Origin of the sequence: Pseudomonas gingeri, assembly GCF_013385635.1 — a bacterium.
Taxonomy (GTDB): domain Bacteria; phylum Pseudomonadota; class Gammaproteobacteria; order Pseudomonadales; family Pseudomonadaceae; genus Aquipseudomonas; species Aquipseudomonas gingeri_A.
The window spans coordinates 25,505-50,314 of the sequence record NZ_JACAPR010000009.1 but is presented as its reverse complement, the minus strand read 5'-3'; the positions used below and the strand labels follow the sequence as shown (position 1 = coordinate 50,314).

General features: G+C 64.7%; 21 protein-coding genes. 16 read left to right on the top strand and 5 right to left on the bottom strand.

Features of this window, described 5'->3' with window-relative positions; translation table 11 throughout:
* Window position 1: 1 nt before the first annotated feature.
* The 5 genes from HX851_RS38360 to cobG form a co-directional block, all read right to left on the bottom strand.
* Window positions 2-1,183: an ATP-binding protein gene (locus HX851_RS38360; protein WP_177064591.1), complete on the bottom strand. Its 1,182-nt coding sequence runs from the start codon at window positions 1,181-1,183 to the stop codon at window positions 2-4.
* A gap of 121 nt (window positions 1,184-1,304) precedes the next feature.
* Window positions 1,305-3,011: a precorrin-3B C(17)-methyltransferase gene (gene cobJ / locus HX851_RS38355; RefSeq protein ID WP_177064589.1), complete on the bottom strand. Its 1,707-nt coding sequence runs from the start codon at window positions 3,009-3,011 to the stop codon at window positions 1,305-1,307.
* Window positions 3,008-3,742: a precorrin-2 C(20)-methyltransferase gene (locus tag HX851_RS38350; protein WP_177064587.1), complete on the bottom strand. Its 735-nt coding sequence runs from the start codon at window positions 3,740-3,742 to the stop codon at window positions 3,008-3,010. The genes cobJ and HX851_RS38350 overlap by 4 nt, the downstream gene beginning before the upstream one ends.
* Window positions 3,739-4,365, bottom strand: a complete 627-nt coding sequence (locus HX851_RS38345) for a precorrin-8X methylmutase (RefSeq protein ID WP_177064585.1) — start codon at window positions 4,363-4,365, stop codon at window positions 3,739-3,741. Before HX851_RS38345 ends, HX851_RS38350 begins: the two co-directional genes overlap by 4 nt.
* Window positions 4,358-5,827, bottom strand: a complete 1,470-nt coding sequence (cobG, locus tag HX851_RS38340) for a precorrin-3B synthase (RefSeq protein WP_177064583.1) — start codon at window positions 5,825-5,827, stop codon at window positions 4,358-4,360. The genes HX851_RS38345 and cobG overlap by 8 nt, the downstream gene beginning before the upstream one ends.
* 117 nt (window positions 5,828-5,944) lie before the next feature.
* Here cobG and cbiE point away from each other — a divergent pair, with 117 nt between their 5' ends.
* From cbiE to urtD, 16 genes are all read left to right on the top strand, one after another.
* On the top strand, window positions 5,945-7,147 hold the full coding sequence (gene cbiE, locus HX851_RS38335) for a precorrin-6y C5,15-methyltransferase (decarboxylating) subunit CbiE (RefSeq protein WP_177064581.1): 1,203 nt from the start codon (window positions 5,945-5,947) through the stop codon (window positions 7,145-7,147).
* Between the two features lie 84 nt (window positions 7,148-7,231).
* A complete protein-coding gene (locus HX851_RS38330; protein WP_177064579.1) occupies window positions 7,232-8,329 on the top strand; it encodes a cobalt-precorrin-5B (C(1))-methyltransferase in 1,098 nt (365 codons plus the stop codon).
* Complete coding sequence (locus HX851_RS38325) at window positions 8,326-9,048, top strand: cobalt-precorrin-6A reductase (protein WP_177064577.1); 723 nt, start codon at window positions 8,326-8,328, stop codon at window positions 9,046-9,048. The genes HX851_RS38330 and HX851_RS38325 overlap by 4 nt, the downstream gene beginning before the upstream one ends.
* 194 nt (window positions 9,049-9,242) lie before the next feature.
* Window positions 9,243-9,647, top strand: a complete 405-nt coding sequence (locus HX851_RS38320) for a DUF2946 domain-containing protein (RefSeq protein WP_177064575.1) — start codon at window positions 9,243-9,245, stop codon at window positions 9,645-9,647.
* A 47-nt stretch (window positions 9,648-9,694) separates the two neighbouring features.
* Entirely contained in the window at window positions 9,695-10,180 is a 486-nt protein-coding gene (locus tag HX851_RS38315) for a copper chaperone PCu(A)C (protein WP_177064573.1), read from the top strand.
* A gap of 21 nt (window positions 10,181-10,201) precedes the next feature.
* The gene (locus HX851_RS38310; RefSeq protein ID WP_177064571.1) at window positions 10,202-10,669 is read left to right on the top strand and encodes a DUF2946 domain-containing protein; all 468 of its coding nucleotides are present in this window, start codon (window positions 10,202-10,204) and stop codon (window positions 10,667-10,669) included.
* 54 nt (window positions 10,670-10,723) lie between these two features.
* A complete protein-coding gene (locus HX851_RS38305; RefSeq protein WP_177064569.1) occupies window positions 10,724-12,853 on the top strand; it encodes a TonB-dependent copper receptor in 2,130 nt (709 codons plus the stop codon).
* A 142-nt stretch (window positions 12,854-12,995) separates the two neighbouring features.
* Window positions 12,996-14,378, top strand: a complete 1,383-nt coding sequence (locus HX851_RS38300; protein ID WP_177064567.1) for a PepSY-associated TM helix domain-containing protein — start codon at window positions 12,996-12,998, stop codon at window positions 14,376-14,378.
* A 152-nt stretch (window positions 14,379-14,530) separates the two neighbouring features.
* Entirely contained in the window at window positions 14,531-16,648 is a 2,118-nt protein-coding gene (locus HX851_RS38295; protein WP_177064565.1) for a TonB-dependent receptor, read from the top strand.
* Window positions 16,649-16,784: 136 nt separating this feature from the next.
* Window positions 16,785-17,573, top strand: a complete 789-nt coding sequence (locus tag HX851_RS38290; RefSeq protein WP_177064563.1) for an ABC transporter ATP-binding protein — start codon at window positions 16,785-16,787, stop codon at window positions 17,571-17,573.
* Window positions 17,570-18,520 carry an ABC transporter substrate-binding protein gene (locus HX851_RS38285; protein ID WP_177062631.1) on the top strand — a complete coding sequence of 317 codons (951 nt, stop codon included), beginning with the start codon at window positions 17,570-17,572 and terminating at the stop codon, window positions 18,518-18,520. The genes HX851_RS38290 and HX851_RS38285 overlap by 4 nt, the downstream gene beginning before the upstream one ends.
* On the top strand, window positions 18,517-19,527 hold the full coding sequence (locus HX851_RS38280; protein ID WP_177064561.1) for a FecCD family ABC transporter permease: 1,011 nt from the start codon (window positions 18,517-18,519) through the stop codon (window positions 19,525-19,527). Before HX851_RS38285 ends, HX851_RS38280 begins: the two co-directional genes overlap by 4 nt.
* A 308-nt stretch (window positions 19,528-19,835) precedes the next feature.
* On the top strand, window positions 19,836-21,101 hold the full coding sequence (gene urtA / locus HX851_RS38275; RefSeq protein WP_017125657.1) for an urea ABC transporter substrate-binding protein: 1,266 nt from the start codon (window positions 19,836-19,838) through the stop codon (window positions 21,099-21,101).
* Window positions 21,102-21,344: 243 nt separating this feature from the next.
* Window positions 21,345-22,850 (top strand): urea ABC transporter permease subunit UrtB, encoded by a 1,506-nt coding sequence (gene urtB, locus HX851_RS38270; RefSeq protein ID WP_177062633.1) that lies wholly within the window; start codon window positions 21,345-21,347, stop codon window positions 22,848-22,850.
* Window positions 22,850-23,929 carry an urea ABC transporter permease subunit UrtC gene (urtC, locus tag HX851_RS38265; RefSeq protein ID WP_177064559.1) on the top strand — a complete coding sequence of 360 codons (1,080 nt, stop codon included), beginning with the start codon at window positions 22,850-22,852 and terminating at the stop codon, window positions 23,927-23,929. Before urtB ends, urtC begins: the two co-directional genes overlap by 1 nt.
* Complete coding sequence (urtD, locus tag HX851_RS38260; RefSeq protein ID WP_177062636.1) at window positions 23,926-24,786, top strand: urea ABC transporter ATP-binding protein UrtD; 861 nt, start codon at window positions 23,926-23,928, stop codon at window positions 24,784-24,786. The genes urtC and urtD overlap by 4 nt, the downstream gene beginning before the upstream one ends.
* The last annotated feature ends 24 nt before the right edge of the window (window positions 24,787-24,810 follow it).

Here is a 24,810-nt window from a genome sequence, read left to right as displayed (position 1 = left end):
ATCAGGGTTCGATGCGGTCGCCCTTGAGTCCCCGGAGCAATCCTTCGCCGTCCAATGCGGCGACGACGCTTTGCTCCTCGACAGCGTAGACACCTCGTGCCGCCCGCCACACCAGCTTCTTCTCCTGCAGGGCCACGAGCGCCTGCTGTACCCCGGGGATATCGGCTTTCGCCACATCAGGCGTGATACCGGCAGCCCGTAGCGCAACACCGTAAAGCGCCACGGTCTGGCTCTCGAAAGGAGCATAGTCCGCTCCCGCAGCCGCCATCACCCGCAGCACCGCGGATTGAATGGGGGTGAGACTGTGCACCACACGCATCAACTCCTGGTTCATGCCCCGTGCCTGAATGAGCACTTCCTCGGCAAAGCGCGCAGGTCCGGTCTCATCGGTCAGGTCGAATTCGTACTGTAAAACCCCTGCCGCCGCCGCAAGCACCTCAGGACGGCTTGAAGCCTGCCTGAACAACTCGAGAACCGCCTCGGGCGCAAGTGCGAAGGGCAACGCCACATTGGCACAGAACCATTGGATGTAATCGGCACCCAAGGGTGGAAAATTGATCAGGGGAGCGCCAAAGAAGGCCTGATCCTTGCTGTTGCGCAGCATCGCCAGCTTGTCACTGTTGGATCCGGTACAGACCACGCGCAAGCCAAAATGCCGGCTGCTGTTGAGCTCGTCGCGGGCAGCCTTGAGGGCAAACATCGTCGCCACGCCGGCCTCGGTGGTGATCGCATGCTGGGCTTCATCGATAATCAGAACGATCATCTTGCGCGTCTCATCCGAGAGTGCGGCCAATGCGGCGCTCAAGGAAATATCCTTGCCCAGGCCGATGCGATCAAGATCGAACGACAGCCCTCCAACCTTGAGCTTGTCCATTCCGGCCCCTTTGGCCAAACGCTGGATAACCCCTTCATTTTTTGCCAGCTCGCCGCGAATGGCACTGAGGATGACGGTGCCCGGATCGGCCGACATGTTTTCCCAGAGGTCGGCGTACACCACCAGCGTCCCGGCCGCTTCCAGCGCCGGGCGCAAGTCTTCACGCATGAAGGTGGACTTGCCGGTGCGGCGAGGCGCGGCAAAAAACAGACCGGAGCTGGCAGCGCTACCGATAGCCGTGCTGAGGATATTTCTGGTGTAGGCCTGCGCTTGTTTTTCACGGTGGAAAAACGGTTGATGGGAGGACATGGCAGGCTCCTTTATAGTCAATTATAGATGATTATAGTCAATTATAGATGATTATAGAGAAGCCGCTTTATAGCCCATTATAGAGAATTATAGATACCGTCCTTTCCGAGGCCTCAGCGCCTCAGGAACCAGGTTTTTCACCATACCAGCGTGGTGTGTAGACCCACTCGCCCCCTTCGGCACGCGGGAATACGCAGGTCGTTGACGAACCGATGATGACCAGGGTGCGCATGTCCACCTGCTCCGGCGTCAGCTCACCCAGGGTGGTCACCCGCAGGGTCTGTCCCGGCCGGCCGATATCCCGTCCCAGTACCACCGGAGTCTGCGCCGTGCGGTGTTGGGCAACGATTTCCAGCGCACGCCCCAACTGCCAGGGACGGGAACGCGAGATCGGGTTGTAGAACGCCAGGGCCAGGTCGGCCTGGGCCGCAAGGTCGAGGCGCTTCTCGATGATGCTCCACGGCTTGAGGTTGTCCGACAGCGACATCACGCAGAAGTCGTGCCCCAGGGGCGCACCGGCCTGGGCCGCCGTGGCGAGGGAAGCGGAAACGCCGGGGAGGATTTCCAGATCGACGCTGTGCCAGTTCGGATCAGTGGATTCGTGCAAGGCTTCAAGCACCGCCGCCGCCATGGCGAACACGCCCGGATCGCCGGACGACACCACCACCACCGAACGGCCCTGGGCCGCCAGCTCGAAGGCATGCCGGGCGCGTTGCATTTCCTCGCGGTTGTCGGTGCAGTGCAGCACCTGGTCGGCACGAAACGGGCCGGCCATGCGCACGTAGGTTTCATAACCCAGCACATCGTTGGCTCGGGCCAGTTCGGCTTTCACCGCCGGCACCATCAGCTCGGCAGCGCCGGGGCCGAGGCCGATCACCGCCAGGCGCCCACGGGGACGGCCGATATGTTCAGGTTCCAGCGGCTGGCTGGCGACCGCGATCGCCAGGTCTTCGCCGGCACAGATCGGCGGCAGCAACTGCGGGATCGCCTGTTGTGCCATTTGCGCCACGGAACCGGCCGAGGCGACAAAGCGCAATGGCACGCCAAGCTCCGCAGCCGCGCTGCGCAGAGTGGGGCTGGCCATCTCGCTGTCAGCCGCCACCAGGCAGGCCAGCGACTGCCAGGCGATATTCGCCCCGTGCAAGGCGTCACGCACCGCTCCGGCCAACTCCGGCACGGCGGCCGTGACCGCCACCAGGACACTGCGCGGATAGATCAGCAACTCGTTGGCCACCGGCGCACGCTCGGCGCTGCCGACATGAATCGACAGGCGCGCCTGCCGGTCTTCCGGTAAATGCGCCTGCGCCAGCCAGGGGGCCGCCCCTTCGATGCGCACGTTTTCGCCGGCCAGCAAGTCCGAGACAAAACGCTTGCCCAGTTCCAGGTCGCCCAACGCGTAACCACTGGGTGGATTCAGTAGGCAGGTACCGAAACGCAACTCGCCGCTGGTGGTGATGGCCGCCGCGACGCCCAGGCCCGCCGCCATTTCCCGGGCCATGACATTCACCCCGCCCAACCCGCCCAGCAGCGGTACCACCGCGCTACCGTCCTCGGCCACGGCCAGCACCGGCGGTTCGGCGCCTTTTTCCAGGAGCACCGGGGCCAGCGTACGGATCACGATACCGGCGGCGCACAAGGCAATGATCGGCGTGTCCTGCTGGTAGAGCTGACGCAGCGTCGCGCCAAACTCGTGATACAGCCGGTCCGCGCCGTCGACCCGCTCCGCCAGGCCGTAGACCAGCGCATCCGGATAGATCTGTTGCAGCCTGCGGGCCGTCGCGAGACTGCCATTGCCGAGGATGACAATGGCCGGTTGCGGGCGACTCATCCCTGCCACCGTTCGCCGGGCACGATGATCAGCGAGAAGTATGGCGAGGACATCGGCTCGACCTCATCGAGCGCGACGATCTTCTGGTTGACCATGGTCGCCCGCTCCACATACAGCGCGCGGCCGGCCAGGCCCAGCTCTTCGAGGACCTGGCGCACCTTGTGGAAGTTGCGTCCCAGTTTCATGATCACCGCCGCATCGGCATCGGCCAGGCGCCGTTTGAGTTCGTCATGGGGCAGCACGCCGGACAGCACCGACAGACTCTGGTTGCGGTACACCAGCGGCACACCGAGCACCGAAGCGCCACCGAGCATCGAGCACACCCCGGGAATCACCTCGGCGTCATAGCGCTCGGCCAGGCGGTCGTGCAGGTACATGTAGGAACCGTAGAAGAACGGATCACCTTCGCAGATCACCGCCACATCGCGGCCGGCATCCAGGTGCGCGGCCACTTCCAGGCCGGCCTCGTCGTAGAAGTCGCTGATCACCTGTTCATAGGACAGCGGTGCGGGCAAGGCTTCGGTGGTCACCGGGTAGACCAGCGGCAACAGGGTCTGGGCCTGCTGCAGGTGCGCTTCGATGATGCCGAAGGCATTGCCCTTCTTGCCCTTGGCCACGAAGTACGCCACCACGGGGGATTCGCGCAGCAGACGCAGCGCCTTCACGGTGATCAGTTCCGGATCACCCGGCCCCACGCCGAGGCCGATCAGACGTCCAGGCTGCTGCATCATTCGACCTCCGTGGCGAGGGCATTGACGGCGGCGGCGGCCATGGCGCTGCCGCCCAGGCGGCCTTGCATGATCACGAACGGCACGCCCCGGCTGTCGGCGGCAAGCATCGCCTTGGATTCGGCGGCACCGACGAAGCCCACCGGGAAACCGAGGATCAGTGCCGGCTTCGGCGCACCCGCATCAAGCATTTCCAACAGGTAGAACAGAGCGGTCGGGGCATTGCCGATCACCACCACGCTGCCTTCCAGATGCGGCCGCCATAGTTCCAGGGCCACCGCCGAACGGGTGTTGCCCTGCTCCCGCGCCAGCTCAGGCACTCGCTCGTCACGCAGGGTGCAGATCACCGGGTTGTTCGCCGGCAGGCGTGCACGAGTGATGCCTTCGGAGACCATCCGCGCGTCACACAGAATCGGCGCGCCAGCGGCCAGGGCATCGCGTCCGGCCTTGCCGGCACCCGGCGAAAACTGCAGGCCGTCGATGGCATCGACCATGCCGCAGGCGTGGATGACTCGCACGGCGAGTTTTTCGAGGTCGGCGGGAATACGCGCCAGGTTCGCTTCCGCGCGAATGATCGCGAAGGAATTGCGATAGATCTCCTGACCATCGCGGATGTAATCAATCATCGGTACTGCTCCGTGAGCGGGCTTCGAGCAACGCGCCCGCCGCATCAATAGTAAGGTTGCGCGCGTGCAGCAGGCCGAAGCCGGGCTGGGCCGCATCGCGTAAATAGAGGTCGTAATGGCCGGGCGAAACCGCCAGCAGCGTGCTCGGCGCCACATGGGCCGCGGCACAGGAGCGGCCACAACCGGACAGGTGCACGCCCTGGGCCCGTCCCGGCAGTAAAGTCGCCAGCAGCCGGGCATCGGCCTTGGTGTCGGCCAGGCCCTTGGCGCAGCCGCCGGCCCCGGTGCAGGCGATGATCCGCGCCAGCGCCTGCCCGGCGTCGCAGAGCAGGCCGAGTTGGTGCAGCCGGGCGCTGACGCGCGCCGCGTCCTGCCGGCGGATATTGGGTAGCAGCAGGCTTTGCCAGGGCGTCAGGCGCAGGCTGCCATCGCCCTGCTGCAGCGCCACCCGAGCCACACCGTCGAGCATGGCCGCATCGAGGCGTCCCAAGGGGAACACCGCGCCGATATGCACCAGGTCCGGCTGCCGCTGTGGATAAGTACCGATATGCCGCAGGCCCGTGGCGCCGGATCGTTGCCAGTGCGGGACGGGCGTCAGCGCAACATCGAGCCGCGCGGACAACTGCGCCAGGAACGACTCGACCGGCACCTCGGCCAGCAAATGGCGCATGCGCGTCTGCTCCGGCCGGGCCAGGTCGAGGAACAGTTCCAGCACCGCCACCACCAACCCGTGACCGTGCTCCAGAGGCACTGCGGCCAAAGCGGTGTCATGGGCCGGGCAACCGGCGAGACCGAATGCCAGGTACGGCCGGTCCTCGATCAACAGCGCCGACAGCCATAGGTCATGGGGATGTTCGAGCATCGCCAGGGCTTCACCGCCGTCGAGTTGCAGCGCGAACTTGGCTGACAATTCATGCAAGCGCATGTGGCCCTGCAGCGTGGCGAGGATCTGCGCGGCGAGGGGGCGCGTATCGATCAGCATCTGCGCGTCGATACCGGCACTCGGGCTGAGCATCAGGTTGCGCACATCATCAGCGCCGGAAGTCTGCGCCAGAGTGGAAATCCGCCCCCCTGTGGAGATCGGCACTCCTGTGGGAGCGGGCTTGCCCGCGAATAGGCCCTCAAGACCGCCAGAAGCTTCGCGGGCAAGCCCGGCTCCCACAGCTTGCGCGGTATCCGTTGCCTCGGCGTCGGGCCCGAGACCGGCCGCCAGCAGGGTGGCGATCAAGTCCGCATGCTGCTCGCCGATCCCGCGAATCTGCAAGTTGGCCCGATTGGTCGCCTCGATCACCCCACCGGCGTAACGTCCGGCGGCCTCGGCAACCGCCTGGGCCTGAACGGCGCTGATAACGCCCCCGGCCAGCTTGATCCGACAGATACCGCCATCCAGTGCCGGGACGATGCGCAACAACCCCGGACAGGCCGAGGGGCGGATGGCATTGGCAAGCGGGTGTTCGTTCAAGGGGCAACCGACAGTAAGGGAAAGGCGTTTCGCCGTCGAAGGCGCGGTATTATGCCTGCTTTGTCCGAAGGCATGAAAAGACTGCCCGTCGGAACAGCTGCGTTTTGAGGATTTTAGATGACGCCTTGGCTGACAGTAGTGGGAATCGGTGAAGACGGCTTCAGTGGCCTGGGTAAAAATGCCCGGCGCGCACTGCTGGGCGCTTCGCGGATATTCGGCGGGCAACGGCAGCTCGACCTGCTGCCGGTATGCATCCGGGCCGAACGCCAGGCCTGGCCAAGTCCGTTTTCCCTCGACCCGGTGCTGGCCCTGCGTGGCACACCGGTCTGCGTGCTGGCGAGCGGTGACCCGATGCTGTTCGGCGTCGGTGCCAGCCTGTCGCGCCAGGTGAGCGGCGAGGAAATGCGGGTGCTGCCCGCTCCCTCTGCCTATTCACTGGCCGCCGCCCGCCTGGGCTGGGCCCTGCAGGACGTGGTGTGCCTGTCGGTGGTGGCGCGGCCGGTCGCGGCCCTGACTGCACAGCTGCACTCGGGCGTGCGCCTGCTGGTCCTGAGCAATGACGGGCAAAGTCCCGCCGCGATCGTCGCCCTGCTCCGCGAGCGGGGTTTCGGGCCGAGCCGTATCAGCGTGCTGGAACACCTTGGCGGTCCACTGGAACGGCGTGTCGACGGAGTGGCCGACACCTGGCAGGAACCCTCCATCGCCAAGCTCAACCTGGTTGCCATCGACTGCCTGGCCGACCCGACGACGCCGCGCCTGTCGCGGATCGGCGGGCTGCCGGACTCGGCTTTCCGCCACGACGGCCAGTTGACCAAGCGCGACGTCCGCGCCATCACCCTGGCCCGCCTCGCCCCGGTGCCAGGCGAACTGCTGTGGGATGTCGGCGCCGGCAGCGGCTCCATCGGCATCGAATGGATGCGCACCCACCCGAGTTGCCGGGCCATTGCCATCGAGACGGACGAGGGTCGCCAGCAACTGATCGAACACAACCGCGATGCCCTCGGCGTACCCGGCCTGCGCCTGGCGCGCGGCAGCGCTCCCGAGGCCCTGGCGGAGCTGGAGCCACCGGACGCGATCTTTATCGGCGGCGGCGTGACCCGCCCCGGCGTGCTGGACACCTGCTGGGCCCGGCTCAAGCCCGGTGGACGCCTGGTGGCCAATGCCGTGACCCTGCAAAGCGAAATGCTCCTGATGAACTGGCGGCAAACCCATGGCGGCGAACTGACCCGTATCCATATCGCCCAGGCCCAACCCCTGGGCGACTTCGATACCTGGCGCCAGGCGCTGCCGATCACCCTGCTCGATGCGGTCAAGCCTTGAGCCGCATGGACAAACAAAGATCCCTTGTGGGAGCTGGCTTGCCAGCGATGACGTCCGCCAGTCAGCAGCGACAGGTGATCCCTGATGCGTGACGAAACCGCCGAACAACCCGCGCCCCTGCGCAGCGGCCTGACCACCGGCAGCTGTGCCACCGCCACCTCGCTGGCGGCGGCGCGGCTGCTGCTGACCGGTATCCGCCACGATGCCGTGCAAATCATCCTGCCCAAGGGCAAGCAGGTCGAGATGCGCCTGGAGTTCTGCCGCCTGCACGAAGACGGCGCCGAAGCCGGGACCCTCAAGGATGCCGGCGACGATCCGGATGTCACCCACGGTGCCCTGCTGTATTCGCGGGTGCGCCTGATCGCCGAGCCCGGCGTGCGGTTTCACGCGGGCACCGGCGTCGGCACCGTGACGCGCCCCGGCCTGGTACTACCGGTGGGCGAACCGGCGATCAACCCGGTGCCGCGCAAGATGATCAGCGACCATCTGCTGCAACTGGCGACCGAGCACGCTTATGCCGGCGGGTTCTCGGTGACTGTCAATGTCGAGGGCGGCGAGGCACTGGCCCTGAAGACCATGAACCCGCGCCTGGGCATTCTCGGCGGGCTGTCGATCCTCGGCACCAGCGGCATTGTCCGGCCGTTCTCCTGCGCGGCCTACATCGCCTCGATCCACCAGGGTATCGACGTCGCCAAGACCAACGGCTACCTGCATATCGCCGCCTGCACCGGCAACGCCAGCGAAGACACCATGCGCCGCGTGTACAACCTGCCGGAGATCGCCCTGATCGAAATGGGCGACTTCGTCGGCGCCGTGCTCAAGCACGTGCGCAAAGTGCCTGTGGATAAATTGAGCCTGTGCGGCGGCTTCGGCAAGATCAGCAAGCTGGCGGCCGGACACATGGACCTGCACAGCCGGCATTCGAGCATCGACCTGCCGCAACTCGCCGAATGGGCCGCGGCGGTAGGTGCCGACGACACCTTGCAGGCCGCCATCCGCCAGGCCAATACCAGCCAGCAGGCGCTCGCCATGGCCAGCGCGGCGGGAATCGCCCTCGGCGACGCGGTCTGCCAGCACGCGCTGGATTTTGCCCGCAGCGTGGTGCCGGCACAGGTACAGGTCGAAGTCTTCGCCATCGATCGCCAGGGTGGTGTCGTTGGCCATGCGGGAACTTTCCAATGAAGATATTGCTGCTGGGTGGCGTGACCGAAGCCCTGGCGATTGCCCGTACGCTGGGGCCGGAACATATCTACAGCCTGGCGGGAGTCGGCCGGGTGCCCGGCGACCTGCGCTGCCAGGTGCGGGTCGGCGGTTATGGCGGGGCCGAGGGACTGGCGCGTTTTATCCACGAAGCAGGCATCGATCTGTTGCTGGACGCCACCCATCCCTATGCCGCACAGATCAGCCGCAATGCGGTCGCCGCGGCAGCTATCAGCGGCATTGCCTGCTGGGCATTGCGTCGCCCGGCCTGGGTGGCCGAGCCGGGGGACGACTGGCGGGAAGTCGCGGACTGGGCCGAACTGGTCGACGCCCTGGAACCGTTCAAGCGACCGCTGTTCACCCTTGGTCGCGAGCCGCTGCAGCACCTGGATGAAATCCCCGCCGGACAGTTCTGGACCCTGCGGGCACTCGACGAGTATCCCGGCAACCCGCGCTGCGAAGTGATCGGCGCCCGCGGCCCGTTCCATCTGGAGGATGAGCGAGCGCTGTTCGAGCGTCGCGCCATCGATGTGCTGATCAGCAAGAACAGCGGCAGCAGCGCGACCGAACCCAAGCTGCAAGTGGCCCGCGAACGCTCGCTACCGGTACTGATCCTCAAGCGCCCCGTACTGCCGGACGCGACACGCGAGTTCCGCACGCTTGGGGAAACACTTGCGGCGTTGGCAATTGCCCTTCAATAAGACGAGTCATCAGTTCGCCCGCGAAACCCTTTGCGTCCAGCCATCACGCCAGGGACTGCTACGCTTCCCCGTAAGCATTCACAGGACACGTCCTGTAAGGCCTTGCGACCTTTCACCGCAGCGCCTGCTTTTACTTATGAAGGACGTTCAGGCTAAATAACCCATCGTTTTGAAACATCTGACGGAACCCTTCCATGTCCCGACAACGGCTCGCAGTAGCTACCTGGATCGCCTGCTGCGCAGTGCTGTTCAATCTGCTCGCCATGCCGATTTCCGGGGTCATGGCGTCATCACCGGATCGCTCCGCTTCCGAACAACTGCTCTGGGGCAGTTTCTGCTCGGCCAGCGGCACCAAGCTCGTCGCCATCGCCATCGGCAAGCTGGAGCAGAACACGCCGCCGAACGACGATCACTCGACGATGCAGCACTGCTGGTGCTGCTCCGGCTCCGCACCGCTGGTGGCATTACCCGGGCATATCCCCCAGTTGGCAGTCGCCGGGCCGCAAAGCAGTCCCGGCCATTTCATGCCCCCTGTCGACTCCCCGACACCTCGCCAGCAGTGGCCCTCACTCAATCCCCGCGCCTCTCCAGACGTCTGATTCGCACTCGTCCCCTTTTGCGTTTCGAATCGTTATGGAGAACACCCATGCTCAAGAATGCCCTGCTCCTGGCCGCGTTGCTGCTGCCCGTCGGTTTTGCCGATGCCCATGAATTCAGCGTCGGTCAGTTGCAGATCAACCATCCGTGGTCCCAGGAACTGCCGCCCAACGCCCCTACCGTGGCCGCCTATTTCATCATCCATAACCAGGGCCCGACGGCTGACCGCCTGACGGGCGTCGACACCCCCATCGCCGAAAAGGCCGAACTGCATGAACACGTGATGCAGGGCGACCTGATGAAGATGCAACAGGTACCGGGCGTCGACGTGCCGGCCAAGGGCGAGGTGAGGTTCGCCCCCATGGCCTACCATGTGATGTTGCTCGACCTCAAGGACCGCAGCCCGCTCCGGGACGGCAAGCACTTCCCGTTGACTCTGCATTTCGAAAAGGCCGGCGACGTCACGGTCGAAGTCTCGGTACAGAAGCAGGCCCCCGACGCTGCTTCCGACATGTCACCTATGCACGCTCAATAACCACCCGATCGGTTGAACGCCATGCGCGCGTCCCGTCCCAGGTCCAACCACTCCCGTGCCCAGGCCCGTGGCAGCTGGTTGAGCCTGTTCGCCATGTTGATGATCTTTATCGGTCCGCTGATTTCCCAGGCGATGCCGATGGATCATCACGCCATGTCGATGACGATGGACATGGCAATGCCCATGGACATGCCGGGGCATGACACCGCGCAAGCAGGGCAGGACGCTGGCGAGCATCAGCAGAACGGTGCCGAGCATCATGCGCTCTGGGAAAAATGCGGTTACTGCAGCCTGCTGTTCAGTTGCCCGGCCCTGCCCCAGAGCCTGAGCTTCGCCGCCCTCGACGGACCTCGACCGACCTCCCTGCCCATCCCCCTTCCGCGCCTGGGCCATGCCCGGCAGACCACCTTCCCAGGCGCCCGTAGCCGCGCCCCGCCCACCGTCCTTCAAGCCAGGACCAACCTCTCACCCGGCCAGCCTGCGCTGTAAGAAACAGCCGTAGCGCGGTGGCCGTGTTGTATTCGCTTGAATGATGGAACGCTTATGTCCACTGCAAAAACTCGCCTGCGCGCTGCCCGGGCGACACCCCCTTTTGTACTGAACGAACCTCGCGGCCGTTTGCGCCAGGCCGGCGTGCTCGTGTGCGGAGCACTCCTGGCGCCGGGTGTGTTCGCCGCCGAGATGCCCGACGATCACGAACACCCGCCCCGGGAAATCAGTCCAACGGTGATTACCGGGGTCGCCCCCAGCTCGCCACTGACGATCGTCACCAACCCCAAGGACCCGCGCCAGCCCGTACCGGCCAGCGACGGCGGCGACTATCTCAAGACCATTCCCGGCTTCGCCCTGGTGCGCAATGGCGGCACCAACGGCGACCCGGTGCTGCGCGGAATGTTCGGCTCACGCCTGAATATCCTCAGCAACGGCGGCATGATGCTCGGCGCCTGCCCCGGGCGGATGGACGCGCCCACCTCCTATATCTCGCCGGAAACCTACGACAAGCTGACCGTGATCAAGGGCCCGCAAACCGTACTCTGGGGTCCGGGCGCCTCCGCCGGGACCATCCTCTTCGACCGCGAGCCGGAGCAGTTCGGCGAACTCGGCACACGAGTCAATGCCAGTGTCCTCGCGGGCTCCAACGGCCGCTTCGACAAAGTTCTGGATGCCGCGGCCGGCGGGCCCCTCGGCTACGTCCGGGTGATCGGCAACCAGGCCCATTCCGACGACTACAGGGAGGGTCACAACGACACCGTGCCCTCGCGCTACGACAAGTGGAACGGCGATGTCGCACTCGGCTGGACCCCGGACGCCGACACCCTGCTGGAGCTCACCGCCGGCAAGGGCGACGGTGAAGCCCGTTACGCCGGACGGGGCATGGACGGTTCGCAGTTCAAGCGCGAAAGCCTCGGCCTGCGCTTCGAGAAGTCGAACCTCGGCGGGGTGCTCGACAAGCTCGAGGCCCAGGTCTACTACAACTACGCCGATCATGTGATGGACAACTACAGCCTGCGGCAACCCTCCGGCACCGGGATGATGGCCGGGCCCATGGCTTCCAATGTCGATCGCCGGACTCTCGGTGCGCGGCTCAAGGCCACCTGGCTCTGGGCCGACTGGCAGTTGATCGGCGGTGTCGATGCCCAGACCAACGAGCACCGCGAACGCAGCAGCATGGGGATCGACACCTACAAGGCACTGCCACGGACCAAGGACGCCGAGTTCCACAACTACGGGGTTTTCGGCGAACTGACCTGGTACGCCGCCGAGCGTGACCGCCTGATCAGCGGGGCTCGCCTGGACCGGGCTTCAGCCAGGGACTTGCGCCAGACCAGCGGTTCCGGCATGGGCACCCGGCCGAACCCGACGGCCGGCGACACTCGCGCCGATACCCTGCCCAGCGGTTTCATGCGTTATGAACACGACCTCGCCGACAGCCCGACGACACTCTATGCCGGACTCGGCCACGCGGAGCGTTTCCCGGACTACTGGGAGCTGTTCTCGCCCGATAGCGGCCCCAGCGGTTCGGTCAATGCCTTTGCCGCGATCAAGCCGGAGAAGACCACGCAACTGGACTTCGGCCTGCAATACAAGACCGCCGAGCTGGAAGCCTGGGCCTCGGGCTACGTCGGCCAGGTACGTGACTTCATCCTGTTCAACTACCAGCCCGGCATGATGGGCATGACCTCACAGGCGCAGAACGTCGATGCGCGGATCATGGGGGGTGAACTCGGGGCGGCTTACCAGCTGACCTCGAACTGGAAGGCCGACGCGACCCTGGCCTATGCGTGGGGCAAGAACACCAGCGACGGCAAGGCCCTGCCACAGATGCCGCCGCTGGACAGTCGCATCGGCCTGACCTACAGCCAGGATGACTGGAGTGCCGGAGCCTTGTGGCGAGTGGTCGCGGCGCAGAACCGCATCGACCAGGACAAGGGCAACGTGGTCGGCAAGGATTTCTCGAAAAGTGCCGGCTTCAGCGTGTTCTCCCTCAACGGCGCATACCGGGTCAACCAGCACCTGAAGCTCAGTGCCGGCGTCGACAACCTGTTCAATAAAGCCTACGCCGAACACCTGAACCTGGCGGGCAACGCCGGGTTCGGCTACCCGGCCAATGACCCGCGAGCCATCAACGAACCGGGCCGGACCTTCTGGAGCAAGGTGGACATGAGTTTCTAGAGACAACTGCCTCAGCCTGTAGGAGCCGGCTTGCCGGCGATGGCGGCCGGACAGGCGCCACACGGCTCGCGGGCCTTATCGCCGGCAAGCCGGCTCCTACAGGGACCAATGCCAATAATTAAAAACTTGCGGAGCGCTTCTGATGAGCCAACCAAAGATTTCCTTCTACAACCTCGCCTGGCGCTGGCATTTCTACGCCGGGCTGTTCGTCGCCCCGTTCATGATCCTGTTGGCCCTGACCGGGATCATCTACCTGTTCAAGCCCCAGCTCGATCCGCTGATGTACGGCAATCTGCTGAAGGTCGAGCCCGGTCATCAACTGATCAGTGCCGATGAACAATCGCAACGGGTCCAGGCCGCCTACCCACAGGGCCGGATCAAGCAGTACCTGCCACCGGTCGACGCCGGGCACAGTGCACAGTTCGTGGTGATCCAGGACGCCCGGGAACTCAATGTGTTCATCGATCCCTATCGCGGCAATGTGCTCGGCGACCAGGACGCCAAGCGCAACCTGCAAGCCATCGCCCGTGCCCTGCATGGCGAGTTGATGATCGGTACGATCGGCGACCGCCTGGTGGAACTGGCCGCCGGCTGGGGCGTGATGCTGGTGGTGTCCGGGGTCTATCTCTGGTGGCCGCGCAACCGCTCTGCGGCCGGTGTGCTCTGGCCGCGCCTGAGCAGCCGTGGCCGGTTGCTGTGGCGCGACCTGCATGCGGTCACCGGCTTCTGGGGCGCGGCGCTGCTACTGTTCATGCTGCTCAGTGGCATGACCTGGACCGGTTTCTGGGGCAAGCAATATGCCGAGGTCTGGAACAAGTTCCCGGACGCGATGTGGAACAGCGTGCCCAAGTCCGACATCGAAGCCCGCAGCCTGAATACCGCCGCCCGCCAGACCGTACCCTGGGCGATGGAAAACACGCCGATGCCGATGTCCGGTGATCACGCCGAGCATATGAACCACGGCGCGGCTCCCGCCGGGCCGGCCGCGCCGACCATCACCCTGCAACAGGTGGTCGAGATCGCTCGGGCGCGCCGTATCGAACCCGGCTACAGCATTACCCCGCCGAGCACCGCCGAAGGCGTGTTCACCATTGCCGTGTTCGCCGACGACCCGCGTAACGACGCCACCCTGCATGTCGACCAGTACACCGGCACGGTCCTCGCCGACGTGCGCTGGCAGCAGTACGGCAATGTCGCCCGGGCCACGGAGATGGGGGTGATGCTGCACGAAGGCAAACTCTTCGGGCCGCTCAACCAACTGGCGATCCTGCTGGTCTGCCTGATGATCCTGCTGAGTTCCATCAGTGGCGTGGTCATGTGGTGGAAGCGTCGCCCGCAAGGCGGCCTCGGCGTTCCGCCGCTGCGACACGATCTGCCGAAATGGAAAAGCGCGATGCTGATCATGCTCGCCCTGGCGATCCTGTTCCCGCTGGTGGGCGCCTCGCTGATCGTGGTCTGGGTGTTCGACAAACTATTGCTGTCGCGCCTGAACCGCCAACATGAATCGGCCTCACCTTCATCCTGAAAGCGTTGAGATGCGCGAAATAGAGGGCTCTATAAACTTTCGGAAGCATCGTCTTGCAAACCCATATTGTTATAGTATAACAATATCGCGAGATACCCGACCCGCAGCCATCCGCTGCGGGTCCCTCTGAAGATAAGCGACTTACAGCCCCGATGAACAAGTACCTTGTGTCCGGCCTCTGCCTGCTGGCGTTCAACCATGCCCAGGCGGATACCACGCTGACCCTGCCCACCGGCACCATTACCGCGCCTGCCGTCGATAGCGACGAGGTCGATCTGAAAACGCCGACCACGGCCGGTTCACGGCTGGGCCTGACGGCGCTTGAGACACCCGCCAGCACGGAAAGCCTCACCGGGGAACGTATTCGCGAACGCGGCGACAGCACCGTGCAGGACGCGGTGTCGCGCAGCACCGGCCTGAGCCGTACCGGCACGCCCGGCGATGGCGGCACCTCGTTGCAGGCCCGCGGCTTCACCGGACAGAACTCGGTAATGCAGTTGTATGACGGCACCCGCCTGTATGCAGGCGCTGGCACGGTGACCTTCCCGGTGGATGCCTGGTCGGTCGAGCGCGTCGATGTCCTGCGCGGCCCGGCGTCAGTCCTTTACGGCGAAGGCGCCACCGGAGCGGTGATCAACACTATCCCGAAAAAGCCGTTCTCGGGCGAAATCGAAAACCATGTACGCCTCGGCTACGGCTCCTACGATAGCCAGCAGCAGGCCCTGGACAGCGGCGGTTCGCTGACCGACAACCTGAGCTATCGCGTCAATATCAACCGCCTGGCCAGCAACGGCTGGGTCGACCGGGGCGAGTCGAGCAGCAACTTCTTCAGCGGCGCCCTGCGCTGGCAGGCCAACGATGACCTGGTATTCACCCTGTCCACCGACTATGGCGACCAGCAACCCACGGATTACTTCGGCTCGCCGCTGATCAACGGCAGCTACCAGAAAAGCCTGCGGTACAAGAACTACAACGTCAGCAACGACAAGCTGCACTACAACGACCAATGGACCCGCCTGCGCACCGACTGGCAGATCTCCGACGCCATCAGTTCCAGCAACGAACTGTATTACCTCAAGGCCCAGCGCCGCTGGCAGAACGCCGAGAACTACAACTTCGACCCGGCGACGCAGACCCTGTCGCGCGCCAGCTATATCGGCATCAAGCACGAGGAGGAGCAGACCGGCGACCGCCAGACCTTCACCTTCAAGCACAGCCTGTTCGGGCTCGACAGCCAGACGCTGACCGGCCTGGACATCAACCGTATCCGCTTCAAGCTCAACAGCAACGCCGGCTTCGATGACCTGCCCGGCAGCCCGCCACTGGACCTGAACCACCCGCAACCCGGCCAGTTCGAAAGTGCCGATGCCTACCAGCCGCAGTTCGCCACGACCACCCGGCAGTTCTCGCTGTTCGCCGAAAACCGCACCCAACTCAGCGAACGCTGGTCGTTGGTCACCGGTGTACGCCGCGACTATGTGCACATCGAAAATGACAACCAGATCACCGACACCCGCAGCGACAAGAGCCTGACCGGCAACAACTGGAAAGTCGGCCTGGTGTTCGCCCTGAGCGAAGACACCTCGCTCTATGGCCAGTACGCCACCAGCACCGAAGGCGTCGACGGCCTGGTGACCCTGGGGCCGAACGCGCAGAACTTTGACCTGTCCACGGCCAGGCAGTCGGAAGTGGGCCTCAAGCAGATGTTCTGGGACCAGCGCGGCGAGTGGACCCTGGCGGCCTATCACATCGTCAAGAAGAAGCTGCTGACCACCGACCCGAGCAACTCGCAGAACCAGTTGCAGGTGGGCCAGCAGTCGTCCGACGGCCTGGAAGCCAGCCTCGACCTGAAACTGGCCCATGACTGGCAATTGCAGGCCAACGCCTCGGTTGTCCGGGCGCGATACGATGACTTCGACCAGTCGGCCGGCGGCACGGTCGTCTCCTACAAAGGCAACCGGCCTACCGATGTGCCTCGGCGTACCGCCAACCTCTGGCTGAGCAAGGCGATCACCGATGAGGTGAAAGCCGGCGCCGGCGTGCGTTATGTCGACGCGCGCTATGCCGACCTCGCCAACACCGCCGAATTGCCGAGCTACACCGTGGTCGATGCCAACGTGTCGTGGAAAGCCTTGCGCAACACCACCCTGGGTCTGCAACTGAATAATCTGTTCGACCGCCAGTACGCGCAAAGCCAATACAATAGCGGCCAACAATGGATCATGGGGCAGCCACGCTCGTTCTTCGTGACCGCGGACTACACCTTTTGACAGGGGCAAGATCGTTCCCACGCTCCAGCGTGGGAACGCCGCCATGGACGCTTTGCGTCCGCTCTTGTGACGCAGAGCGTCACGGTATGCATTCCCACGCAGAGCGTGGGAATGATCAACGACAGACAGGAATGGAATGACCTCGCTGACCCTCGCCAACCTGGCCTGGACACCCCTGGGCCAGAACCACTGCCATCACCAGTTCCAGCTGCGTGACGCCAACCTGCGGGTGGCGGCGGGCGAGTTCGTCGGCCTGATCGGCCCCAACGGCAGCGGCAAGACCAGCCTGCTCAAGTGCGCCTATCGCTTCAGCCAGCCGGAGAGCGGCGAGGTTCTGCTCGAACACCAGAACGTCTGGAAACAGTCGCCCCGCTGGTGCGCCCGGCGCATCGCGGTGGTGCTCCAGGAGTTCCCCGATGCCTTTGGCCTGACCGTCGACGAAGTGGTCGCCATGGGCCGCACCCCCCACAAGAAACTGTTCGACGGCGACAGCGGCTTCGACCGCCGGCTGATTCGCCAATGCCTGGAGTCTGTAGGCCTGCTGGGCTTCGAAGAGCATGAGTTCGCCACCCTGTCCGGCGGTGAAAAACAAAGGGTGATCCTCGCCCGCGCCTTGGCCCAGCAGCCGCAACTGCTGATCCTCGACGAACCGACCAACCACCTCGACCCGCGCTACCAACTGGAGTTGCTGACCCTGGTCAAGCGCCTGCGGATCGGCACCCTGGCGAGCATTCACGACCTCAACCTGGCGGCGGCCTTCTGCGACCGGCTGTATGTGATCGACCACGGTCGCATCGTCGCCAGCGGCACGCCCGCGGACGTGCTGACGGCGAATCTGCTGCGCGCCGTGTTCGGCGTCGAGGCCCTGATCGACAGCCACCCCCTCTCCGGCTACCCACGAATCACCTGGATAACCCAACCATGAAGTTACTGCGTCTGGCGCTTTGCCTCGGTTCACTGTTCGCTTCCATGACCGCCCTGGCCGAGTCCACCCACTACCCCTTGACGATCCAGAGCTGCAACCGCGAAGTGACCTTCAAGGAGGCGCCGAAACACGCGGTCAGCCACGACATCAACATGACCCAGATGATGCTCGCCCTGGGCCTCAAGTCGCGGATGGCCGGCTACAGCGGCATCAGCGGCTGGAAAGCGGTGACCCCGGAAATGGCGCGGATCCTCGACGGCCTGCCGGAACTGGCGGCCAAGTACCCGTCCGTGGAAACCCTGCTCAACGCCAACGTCGACTTCTTCTTCGCCGGCTGGGACTACGGCATGCGCATCGGTGGCGACCTCACGCCGCAGACCCTGGCGCCGCTGGGTATCAATGTCTATGAGTTGACCGAGTCCTGTGCCTTCGTGATGAAGCGCCCGGGCGCCAGCCTCGACGACACCTATAACGACCTGCGCAACCTGGGCCGGATCTTCGATGTCCAGGACCGCGCCGAAGCCCTGATCGGCCAGATGCAGGCCAGGGTCGCGGCGGTGCAGAAGAACCTGCCCGCCGAACGTCCACGGGTCTTCCTCTACGACAGCGGCGAAGACCGCGCCATGACCTCCGGCCGCCTGGCCATGCCCCAGGCGCTGATCGAGGCCGCGGGCGGGCGCAATGTGCTGGACGATGTCGACGCCAGCTGGACCCGGGTCAACTGGGAAACCGTGGTCGAGAAGAACCCGCAGGTGATTGTCATCGTCGACTACAGCGAAGTCACCGCCGAGCAGAAACAGCACTTCCTGGAAACCAACCCGGCCTTGCAGTCGGTGGACGCGATTCGCAACAAGCGCTTTATCGTCATCCCCTATGTCGAGGCGACGCCGGGGATCGACAACGTCAAGGCCATCGAAACCCTGGCCAAGGGTTTCCACCCACAATGATGAGCCGCCGCTACCCCCTGCTGCTGGTCGCGCTCGGTGCACTGTTGCTGGTGTCCTGCGTGGTGTCGCTGGGCTTCGGCCCGGCGCGGGTGCCGGTGGACGTGGTGTGGCGGATCCTGCTGTACAAGTTGCTGGGCACCGGGACGGTCGACTGGAGTGCCGGGCAGGAACATATCGTCTGGCTGATCCGCATCCCGCGCATGCTGCTCGGTGCCCTGGTCGGCGCCGGGCTGGCCTTGATCGGCGCGGTGCTGCAAGCCGTCACCCGCAACCCGCTGGCCGACCCGCATCTGCTGGGCGTGACCTCGGGCGCCACCCTCGGCGCGGTGATCGTGGTGCTGCATGTCGGTGAAATCATCGGCCTGCTGACCTTGCCCATCGCCGCCTTTATCGGCGCCCTGGGCAGCATGCTGGCGGTGCTCGCCATTGCCAGTCGCAAAGGCCGGCTGGACAGCGACCGCCTGCTGCTGTGCGGCGTGGCGGTGTCCTTCGTGATGATGGCAATCGCCAATCTGCTGCTGTTTCTCGGCGACCACCGGGCCAGCTCCGCCGTGCTGTTCTGGATGCTCGGCGGGCTGGGCCTGGCGCGCTGGGAACTGCTGCCGATTCCCACGGTGATCGTGCTGCTGGGGCTGGTCCTGCTGCTCGGCATGGCCCGCTCGCTGAATGCGCTGATGGCCGGCGAGCAGACCGCCGCGACCCTCGGTCTGAACGCACGCACTGTGCGCTTGCGGGTCTTCCTGATCACCTCGCTGATGACCGGCGTGCTGGTCGCCATCAGCGGCTCCATCGGGTTTGTCGGCTTGATGGTGCCGCACATTGCGCGGCGCCTGGTCGGTGCCGAGCATCGCCGCCTGCTGCCGGTGTCGGCACTGCTGGGCAGCGTGTTCCTGGTCTGGGTCGATGTCGCGGCACGAACCCTGATCGCCCCGGAGGACTTGCCGATCGGCGTGGCGACGGCGGCCATTGGCGGGTTGTTCTTCATCGGCTTGATGCGCCGTCGCTAAAAGCTTCGCGGGCAAGCCCGCTCCCACAGTGTTCGACTGCCGCGGATATTGCGCTGAAGGTCGCAAGGTCCTCTTCGTGGCGGTGCGGCGTCCCGACAAGCCCACTGCCAAGGCCATCGGCACCAATCTGGCGCTCGCCGCGCACCGCAACGCCGATGTCGCCCCCGCCTGGTGCAACTGTTCAGACCACACCCCCGCAAAAGCGACCTGTCAGGGCCTTTCCCCGACTAGGCACACCCCTTGCAAAAGCCCCTTCAGCGTCTGCATCTGCCAACCAAAAAAAACTTTGAGAATCTGGAGATCGCACCATGAAGCGTCGTAGCTTGATCAAGGCTTTCACACTGACGGCATCCATTGCCGCCATGGGCATGACCTGGACCGTCCAGGCCGCCGAAACCATCAAGGTCGGGATCCTGCACTCGTTGTCCGGCACCATGGCGATCTCCGAAACCTCGCTGAAAGACATGGCCTTGATGACCATCGACGAGATCAACGCCAAGGGCGGCGTCAACGGCAAGATGCTCGAACCGGTGGTGGTCGACCCGGCCTCCAACTGGCCGTTGTTCGCCGAGAAAGGTCGCCAGTTGCTGACCCAGGACAAGGTCGCGGTGGTGTTCGGTTGCTGGACCTCGGTATCGCGCAAATCGGTGCTGCCGGTGTTCGAGGAACTCAACGGGCTGCTGTTCTACCCGGTGCAGTACGAAGGCGAAGAAATGTCGCCGAACGTGTTCTACACCGGTGCCGCGCCGAACCAGCAGGCGATCCCGGCCGTGGAATACCTGATGAGCGAAGACGGTGGCGGCGCCAAGCGCTTCTTCCTGCTCGGCACCGACTACGTCTACCCGCGCACCACCAACAAGATCCTGCGTTCGTTCCTGCACTCCAAGGGCGTAGCGGATAAAGACATCGAAGAGGTCTACACCCCGTTCGGCCATGCCGACTACCAGACCATCGTCGCCAATATCAAGAAGTTCTCAGCCGGCGGCAAGACCGCGGTGATCTCCACCGTCAACGGCGACTCCAACGTGCCGTTCTACAAGGAACTGGCGAACCAGGGCCTGAAAGCCACCGACGTGCCGGTAGTGGCGTTCTCCGTGGGCGAGGAAGAACTGCGCGGTATCGACACCAAGCCGCTGGTGGGCAACCTCGCGGCCTGGAACTACTTCGAATCGGTGGATAACCCGACGAACAAGAAATTCGTCGCCGACTGGAAAGCCTACGCCAAGAAGAAAAACCTCCCGGGTGCCGACAAGGCCGTGACCAACGACCCGATGGAAGCCACCTATGTCGGTATCCACATGTGGGCCCAGGCGGTCGAGAAAGCCAAGTCCACCGATGTCGACAAGGTCCGTGAAGCCCTGGCCGGCCAGACCTTCGCCGCCCCGTCGGGCTACACCCTGACCATGGACAAGACCAACCACCACCTGCACAAGCCGGTGATGATCGGCGAGATCCAGCCGGACGGTCAGTTCAACGTGGTCTGGCAGACCGAGGGGCCGATCCGTGCCCAGCCGTGGAGCCCGTTTATCCCGGGCAACGACAAGAAGCCGGACTATGCGGTGAAGAGCAACTGAGTGGAGGAATTGGCCCGCCGAAAGCGGGCTGATTACCCAATCCATGTGATGACCTCAACCTTGTGGCGAGGGGGCTTGCCCCCGCTGGGGCGCGAAGCGGCCCTGAAACCAGAGAGCTCGGTGTTTCAGATAACCCGAGATGTCCGGTTTTACGACTGCCGCGCAGCCGAGCGCGGGCAAGCCCGCTCGCCACAGGAACCGGATCGTTTCAAGTTCGTCGTTTCCTTGTGCAAGGCCACCGATATGCCCACTGCCCTGTATCGCCTGATTCTTGCCCTGGCCGTCGTGCTGCCGATGGCCGCCCACGCCAGTGACGCCAGCGACTTCGTCGCGGCCAATCCCATGCAACAGGCCAAGCTCCTGGAAAGCTGGGCCGCCCAACCCGATCCCGCGCGCGTCGAACTGATCAACAGCCTGCAACAGGGCGAGATCAGCATCGACGGCGCAGCCCCACAACCGGTGCGCCTGAACAACCGCCTGCGCGGTCTGATCGATACCGCGGTCGCCGCCCAGCAACTGCTCGCCGCCGACGCCAGGGTGCGCCTGGGCGCCGCCCGGCAACTGCAGAAAAGCGCCAAACCCGCGCAGCTGAATTTCCTCGACCGGCAACTGGCCGGCGAAACCGATGCCGATGTCCATGCGGCCCTGAGCCTGGCCCTGGCCAACCTGCAACTGGTGGACAGCGACCCGGCCGTGCGCCTGGCCGCCGTCCGCCTGCTCGGCGAAACCGGCGATCCCCTGGCCCGGACCCGCCTCGAAGGCCTGCTCGCCCCCGGTGTCGAAAGCGATGCCGGCGTGCATACCGCCGCCGAAACCAGCCTGGCCCAGGTCAAGCGCAAGCTGATGGTCGGCGAGATCCTCGGCCAGGCCTTCAGCGGCATGTCCCTCGGTTCGATCCTGTTACTGGCGGCCCTCGGCCTGGCGATCACCTTCGGCTTGTTGGGCGTCATCAATATGGCCCACGGCGAAATGCTGATGCTCGGTGCCTACGCCACCTACGTGGTGCAGTTGCTGTTCCAGCGCTTCGCGCCGCAAGCCATCGACTACTATCCGCTGGTGGCCCTGCCGGTGGCGTTCTTCGTCACCGCTGCCATCGGCATGGCCCTGGAACGCACGGTGATCCGCCACCTCTACGGTCGCCCCCTGGAGACCCTGCTCGCCACCTGGGGCATCAGCCTGATGCTGATCCAGCTGGTGCGCCTGGTGTTCGGCGCGCAGAACGTCGAAGTCGCCAACCCGGCCTGGCTGTCCGGCGGCATCCAGGTCCTGCCTAACCTCGTCCTGCCCTACAGCCGCATCGTCATCATCGCCTTCGCCCTGTTCGTGGTGGTGCTGACCTGGCTGCTGCTGAACAAGACACGCCTGGGCCTGAACGTGCGGGCCGTGACCCAGAACCGCAACATGGCCGCCTGCTGCGGCGTGCCCACCGGCCGTGTCGACATGCTCGCCTTCGGCCTCGGCTCCGGTATCGCCGGCCTCGGCGGCGTGGCCTTGAGCCAGATCGGCAACGTCGGCCCGGACCTGGGCCAGAGCTACATCATCGACTCGTTCCTGGTGGTGGTCCTCGGCGGCGTCGGCCAGTTGGCGGGCAGCGTCATGGCCGCGTTCGGCCTGGGGATCGCCAACAAGATCCTGGAACCGCAGATCGGCGCCGTACTGGGCAAGATCCTCATCCTCGCGCTGATCATTCTGTTTATCCAGAAACGTCCGCAAGGGCTCTTCGCACTGAAAGGACGGGTGATCGACTGATGAACCAGCCCCTGATATTGACCGCGAGCCAGAAAGCCGGGCCGAAGGTGACCCTTGCCGTCGGCGCCGTGGTGCTGCTGTTGCTGCTGGCGTTGCCACTGCTCTCGCTGCTGGCACCGGAAAACCCGCTGCAGGTCTCGGCCTATACCCTGACCCTGGTGGGCAAGATTCTCTGCTACGCCATTGTCGCCCTGGCCCTGGACCTGGTCTGGGGCTATGCCGGCCTGCTGTCCCTGGGCCATGGCCTGTTCTTCGCCCTGGGCGGCTACGCCATGGGCATGTACCTGATGCGCGAAGCGTCCGGCGATGAACTGCCGGCGTTCATGACCTTCCTGTCGTGGACCGAACTGCCCTGGTACTGGACCGGCACCAGCCACTTCCTCTGGGCTCTGTGCCTGGTAGTGCTGGCGCCGGGGCTGCTGGCCCTGGTCTTCGGCTTCTTCGCCTTCCGTTCGCGGATCAAGGGCGTGTATTTCTCGATCATGACCCAGGCCCTGACCTTCGCCGGCATGCTGTTGTTCTTCCGCAACGAAACCGGTTTCGGCGGCAACAACGGCTTTACCAACTTCCGCAGCATCCTCGGTTTCGGCATCACCGAACCTGGCACTCGCGCCGTCCTGTTTCTTGCCACCGTGCTGCTCCTGGTCGCCAGCCTGTACTGCGGCTGGCGGCTGGCCCGGAGCAAGTTCGGCCGGGTGTTGACCGCCCTGCGCGACGCGGAAAACCGCCTGATGTTCTGCGGCTACGATCCACGTGGCTTCAAGCTCTTCGTCTGGGTCCTGAGCGCGGTGCTGTGCGGCCTGGCCGGGGCTCTGTATGTGCCGCAGGTGGGGATCATCAACCCCAGCGAAATGTCGCCGACCAACTCCATCGAAGCCGCCGTATGGGTCGCCCTCGGCGGGCGTGGCACGCTGATCGGACCGCTGCTCGGCGCCGGTGTGGTCAATGGCATGAAGAGCTGGTTCACCGTGGCCTTTCCGGAATACTGGCTGTTCTTCCTCGGTGCGCTGTTTATCGTCGTGACCCTGTACCTGCCCAAGGGCGTGATCGGCCTGTTGAAGAAAAGGGGCGAGCAATGAGAATCACACCAACGGCGGAGTTCATGCTGGAACCTATCCTGGAACCTAATAAGGATTCCGGCAGCAGTCGCGACGCCATCGGCCTCGGCCAGGCCGCCGGCACGGGCCTGAACACCCGCCACGGGACCATCCTGACCCTGGAAGATATCAGCGTCAGCTTCGACGGTTTCAAGGCGTTGAACGACCTCAACCTGTATATCGGCGTCGGCGAGCTGCGCTGCATCATCGGCCCCAACGGCGCGGGCAAGACCACCCTGATGGACGTGATCACCGGCAAGACCCGGCCCAGCCACGGCAAGGCCTGGTTCGGCGAGACCCTCGACCTGACGCAGATGAGCGAAGTGCAGATCGCCCAGGCCGGGATCGGCCGCAAGTTCCAGAAGCCCACGGTGTTCGAAGCTCTCAGTGTGTTCGAAAACCTTGAGCTGGCGCAGAAGACCGACAAGTCGGTGTGGGCCAGCCTGCGTGCTCGCCTGAGCGGCGAGCAGAAGGACGGCATTGCCCGGGTCCTGGAAACCATCCGCCTGACAGCCGCGGTCAATCGCCCGGCGGGCCTGTTGTCCCATGGCCAGAAGCAGTTCCTGGAGATCGGCATGCTGTTGATGCAGGACCCGCAACTGCTGCTGCTCGACGAGCCGGTGGCGGGCATGACCGATGCCGAGACCGAGTTCACCGCCGAACTGTTCAAGACCCTCGCCGGCAAGCACTCGCTGATGGTGGTGGAACACGACATGGGGTTTGTCGGCGCGATTGCCGACCATGTGACCGTGTTGCACCAGGGCAGCGTGCTGGCCGAAGGATCGCTGGAACAGGTGCAGGAAAACGAGCGGGTGATCGAGGTCTACCTCGGGAGATGAAGACACCGCTCACGATGGCGGCGA

What these genes read in the sequence shown, in the direction of transcription:
- HX851_RS38315 (WP_177064573.1), top strand. Translation starts at nt 9,695, where the DNA reads ATGCTCAAGAATGCCCTGCTCCTGGCCGCGTTGCTGCTGCCCGTCGGT.
- HX851_RS38350 (WP_177064587.1), bottom strand. Translation starts at nt 3,742, where the DNA reads ATGATGCAGCAGCCTGGACGTCTGATCGGCCTCGGCGTGGGGCCGGGT.
- HX851_RS38295 (WP_177064565.1), top strand. Translation starts at nt 14,531, where the DNA reads ATGAACAAGTACCTTGTGTCCGGCCTCTGCCTGCTGGCGTTCAACCAT.
- urtC (WP_177064559.1), top strand. Translation starts at nt 22,850, where the DNA reads ATGAACCAGCCCCTGATATTGACCGCGAGCCAGAAAGCCGGGCCGAAG.
- urtB (WP_177062633.1), top strand. Translation starts at nt 21,345, where the DNA reads ATGCCCACTGCCCTGTATCGCCTGATTCTTGCCCTGGCCGTCGTGCTG.
- cobJ (WP_177064589.1), bottom strand. Translation starts at nt 3,011, where the DNA reads ATGAGTCGCCCGCAACCGGCCATTGTCATCCTCGGCAATGGCAGTCTC.
- urtD (WP_177062636.1), top strand. Translation starts at nt 23,926, where the DNA reads ATGAGAATCACACCAACGGCGGAGTTCATGCTGGAACCTATCCTGGAA.
- HX851_RS38360 (WP_177064591.1), bottom strand. Translation starts at nt 1,183, where the DNA reads ATGTCCTCCCATCAACCGTTTTTCCACCGTGAAAAACAAGCGCAGGCC.
- HX851_RS38280 (WP_177064561.1), top strand. Translation starts at nt 18,517, where the DNA reads ATGATGAGCCGCCGCTACCCCCTGCTGCTGGTCGCGCTCGGTGCACTG.
- cbiE (WP_177064581.1), top strand. Translation starts at nt 5,945, where the DNA reads ATGACGCCTTGGCTGACAGTAGTGGGAATCGGTGAAGACGGCTTCAGT.
- HX851_RS38290 (WP_177064563.1), top strand. Translation starts at nt 16,785, where the DNA reads ATGACCTCGCTGACCCTCGCCAACCTGGCCTGGACACCCCTGGGCCAG.
- HX851_RS38345 (WP_177064585.1), bottom strand. Translation starts at nt 4,365, where the DNA reads ATGATTGATTACATCCGCGATGGTCAGGAGATCTATCGCAATTCCTTC.
- HX851_RS38285 (WP_177062631.1), top strand. Translation starts at nt 17,570, where the DNA reads ATGAAGTTACTGCGTCTGGCGCTTTGCCTCGGTTCACTGTTCGCTTCC.
- HX851_RS38325 (WP_177064577.1), top strand. Translation starts at nt 8,326, where the DNA reads ATGAAGATATTGCTGCTGGGTGGCGTGACCGAAGCCCTGGCGATTGCC.
- HX851_RS38310 (WP_177064571.1), top strand. Translation starts at nt 10,202, where the DNA reads ATGCGCGCGTCCCGTCCCAGGTCCAACCACTCCCGTGCCCAGGCCCGT.
- urtA (WP_017125657.1), top strand. Translation starts at nt 19,836, where the DNA reads ATGAAGCGTCGTAGCTTGATCAAGGCTTTCACACTGACGGCATCCATT.
- HX851_RS38320 (WP_177064575.1), top strand. Translation starts at nt 9,243, where the DNA reads ATGTCCCGACAACGGCTCGCAGTAGCTACCTGGATCGCCTGCTGCGCA.
- HX851_RS38330 (WP_177064579.1), top strand. Translation starts at nt 7,232, where the DNA reads ATGCGTGACGAAACCGCCGAACAACCCGCGCCCCTGCGCAGCGGCCTG.
- HX851_RS38300 (WP_177064567.1), top strand. Translation starts at nt 12,996, where the DNA reads ATGAGCCAACCAAAGATTTCCTTCTACAACCTCGCCTGGCGCTGGCAT.
- HX851_RS38305 (WP_177064569.1), top strand. Translation starts at nt 10,724, where the DNA reads ATGTCCACTGCAAAAACTCGCCTGCGCGCTGCCCGGGCGACACCCCCT.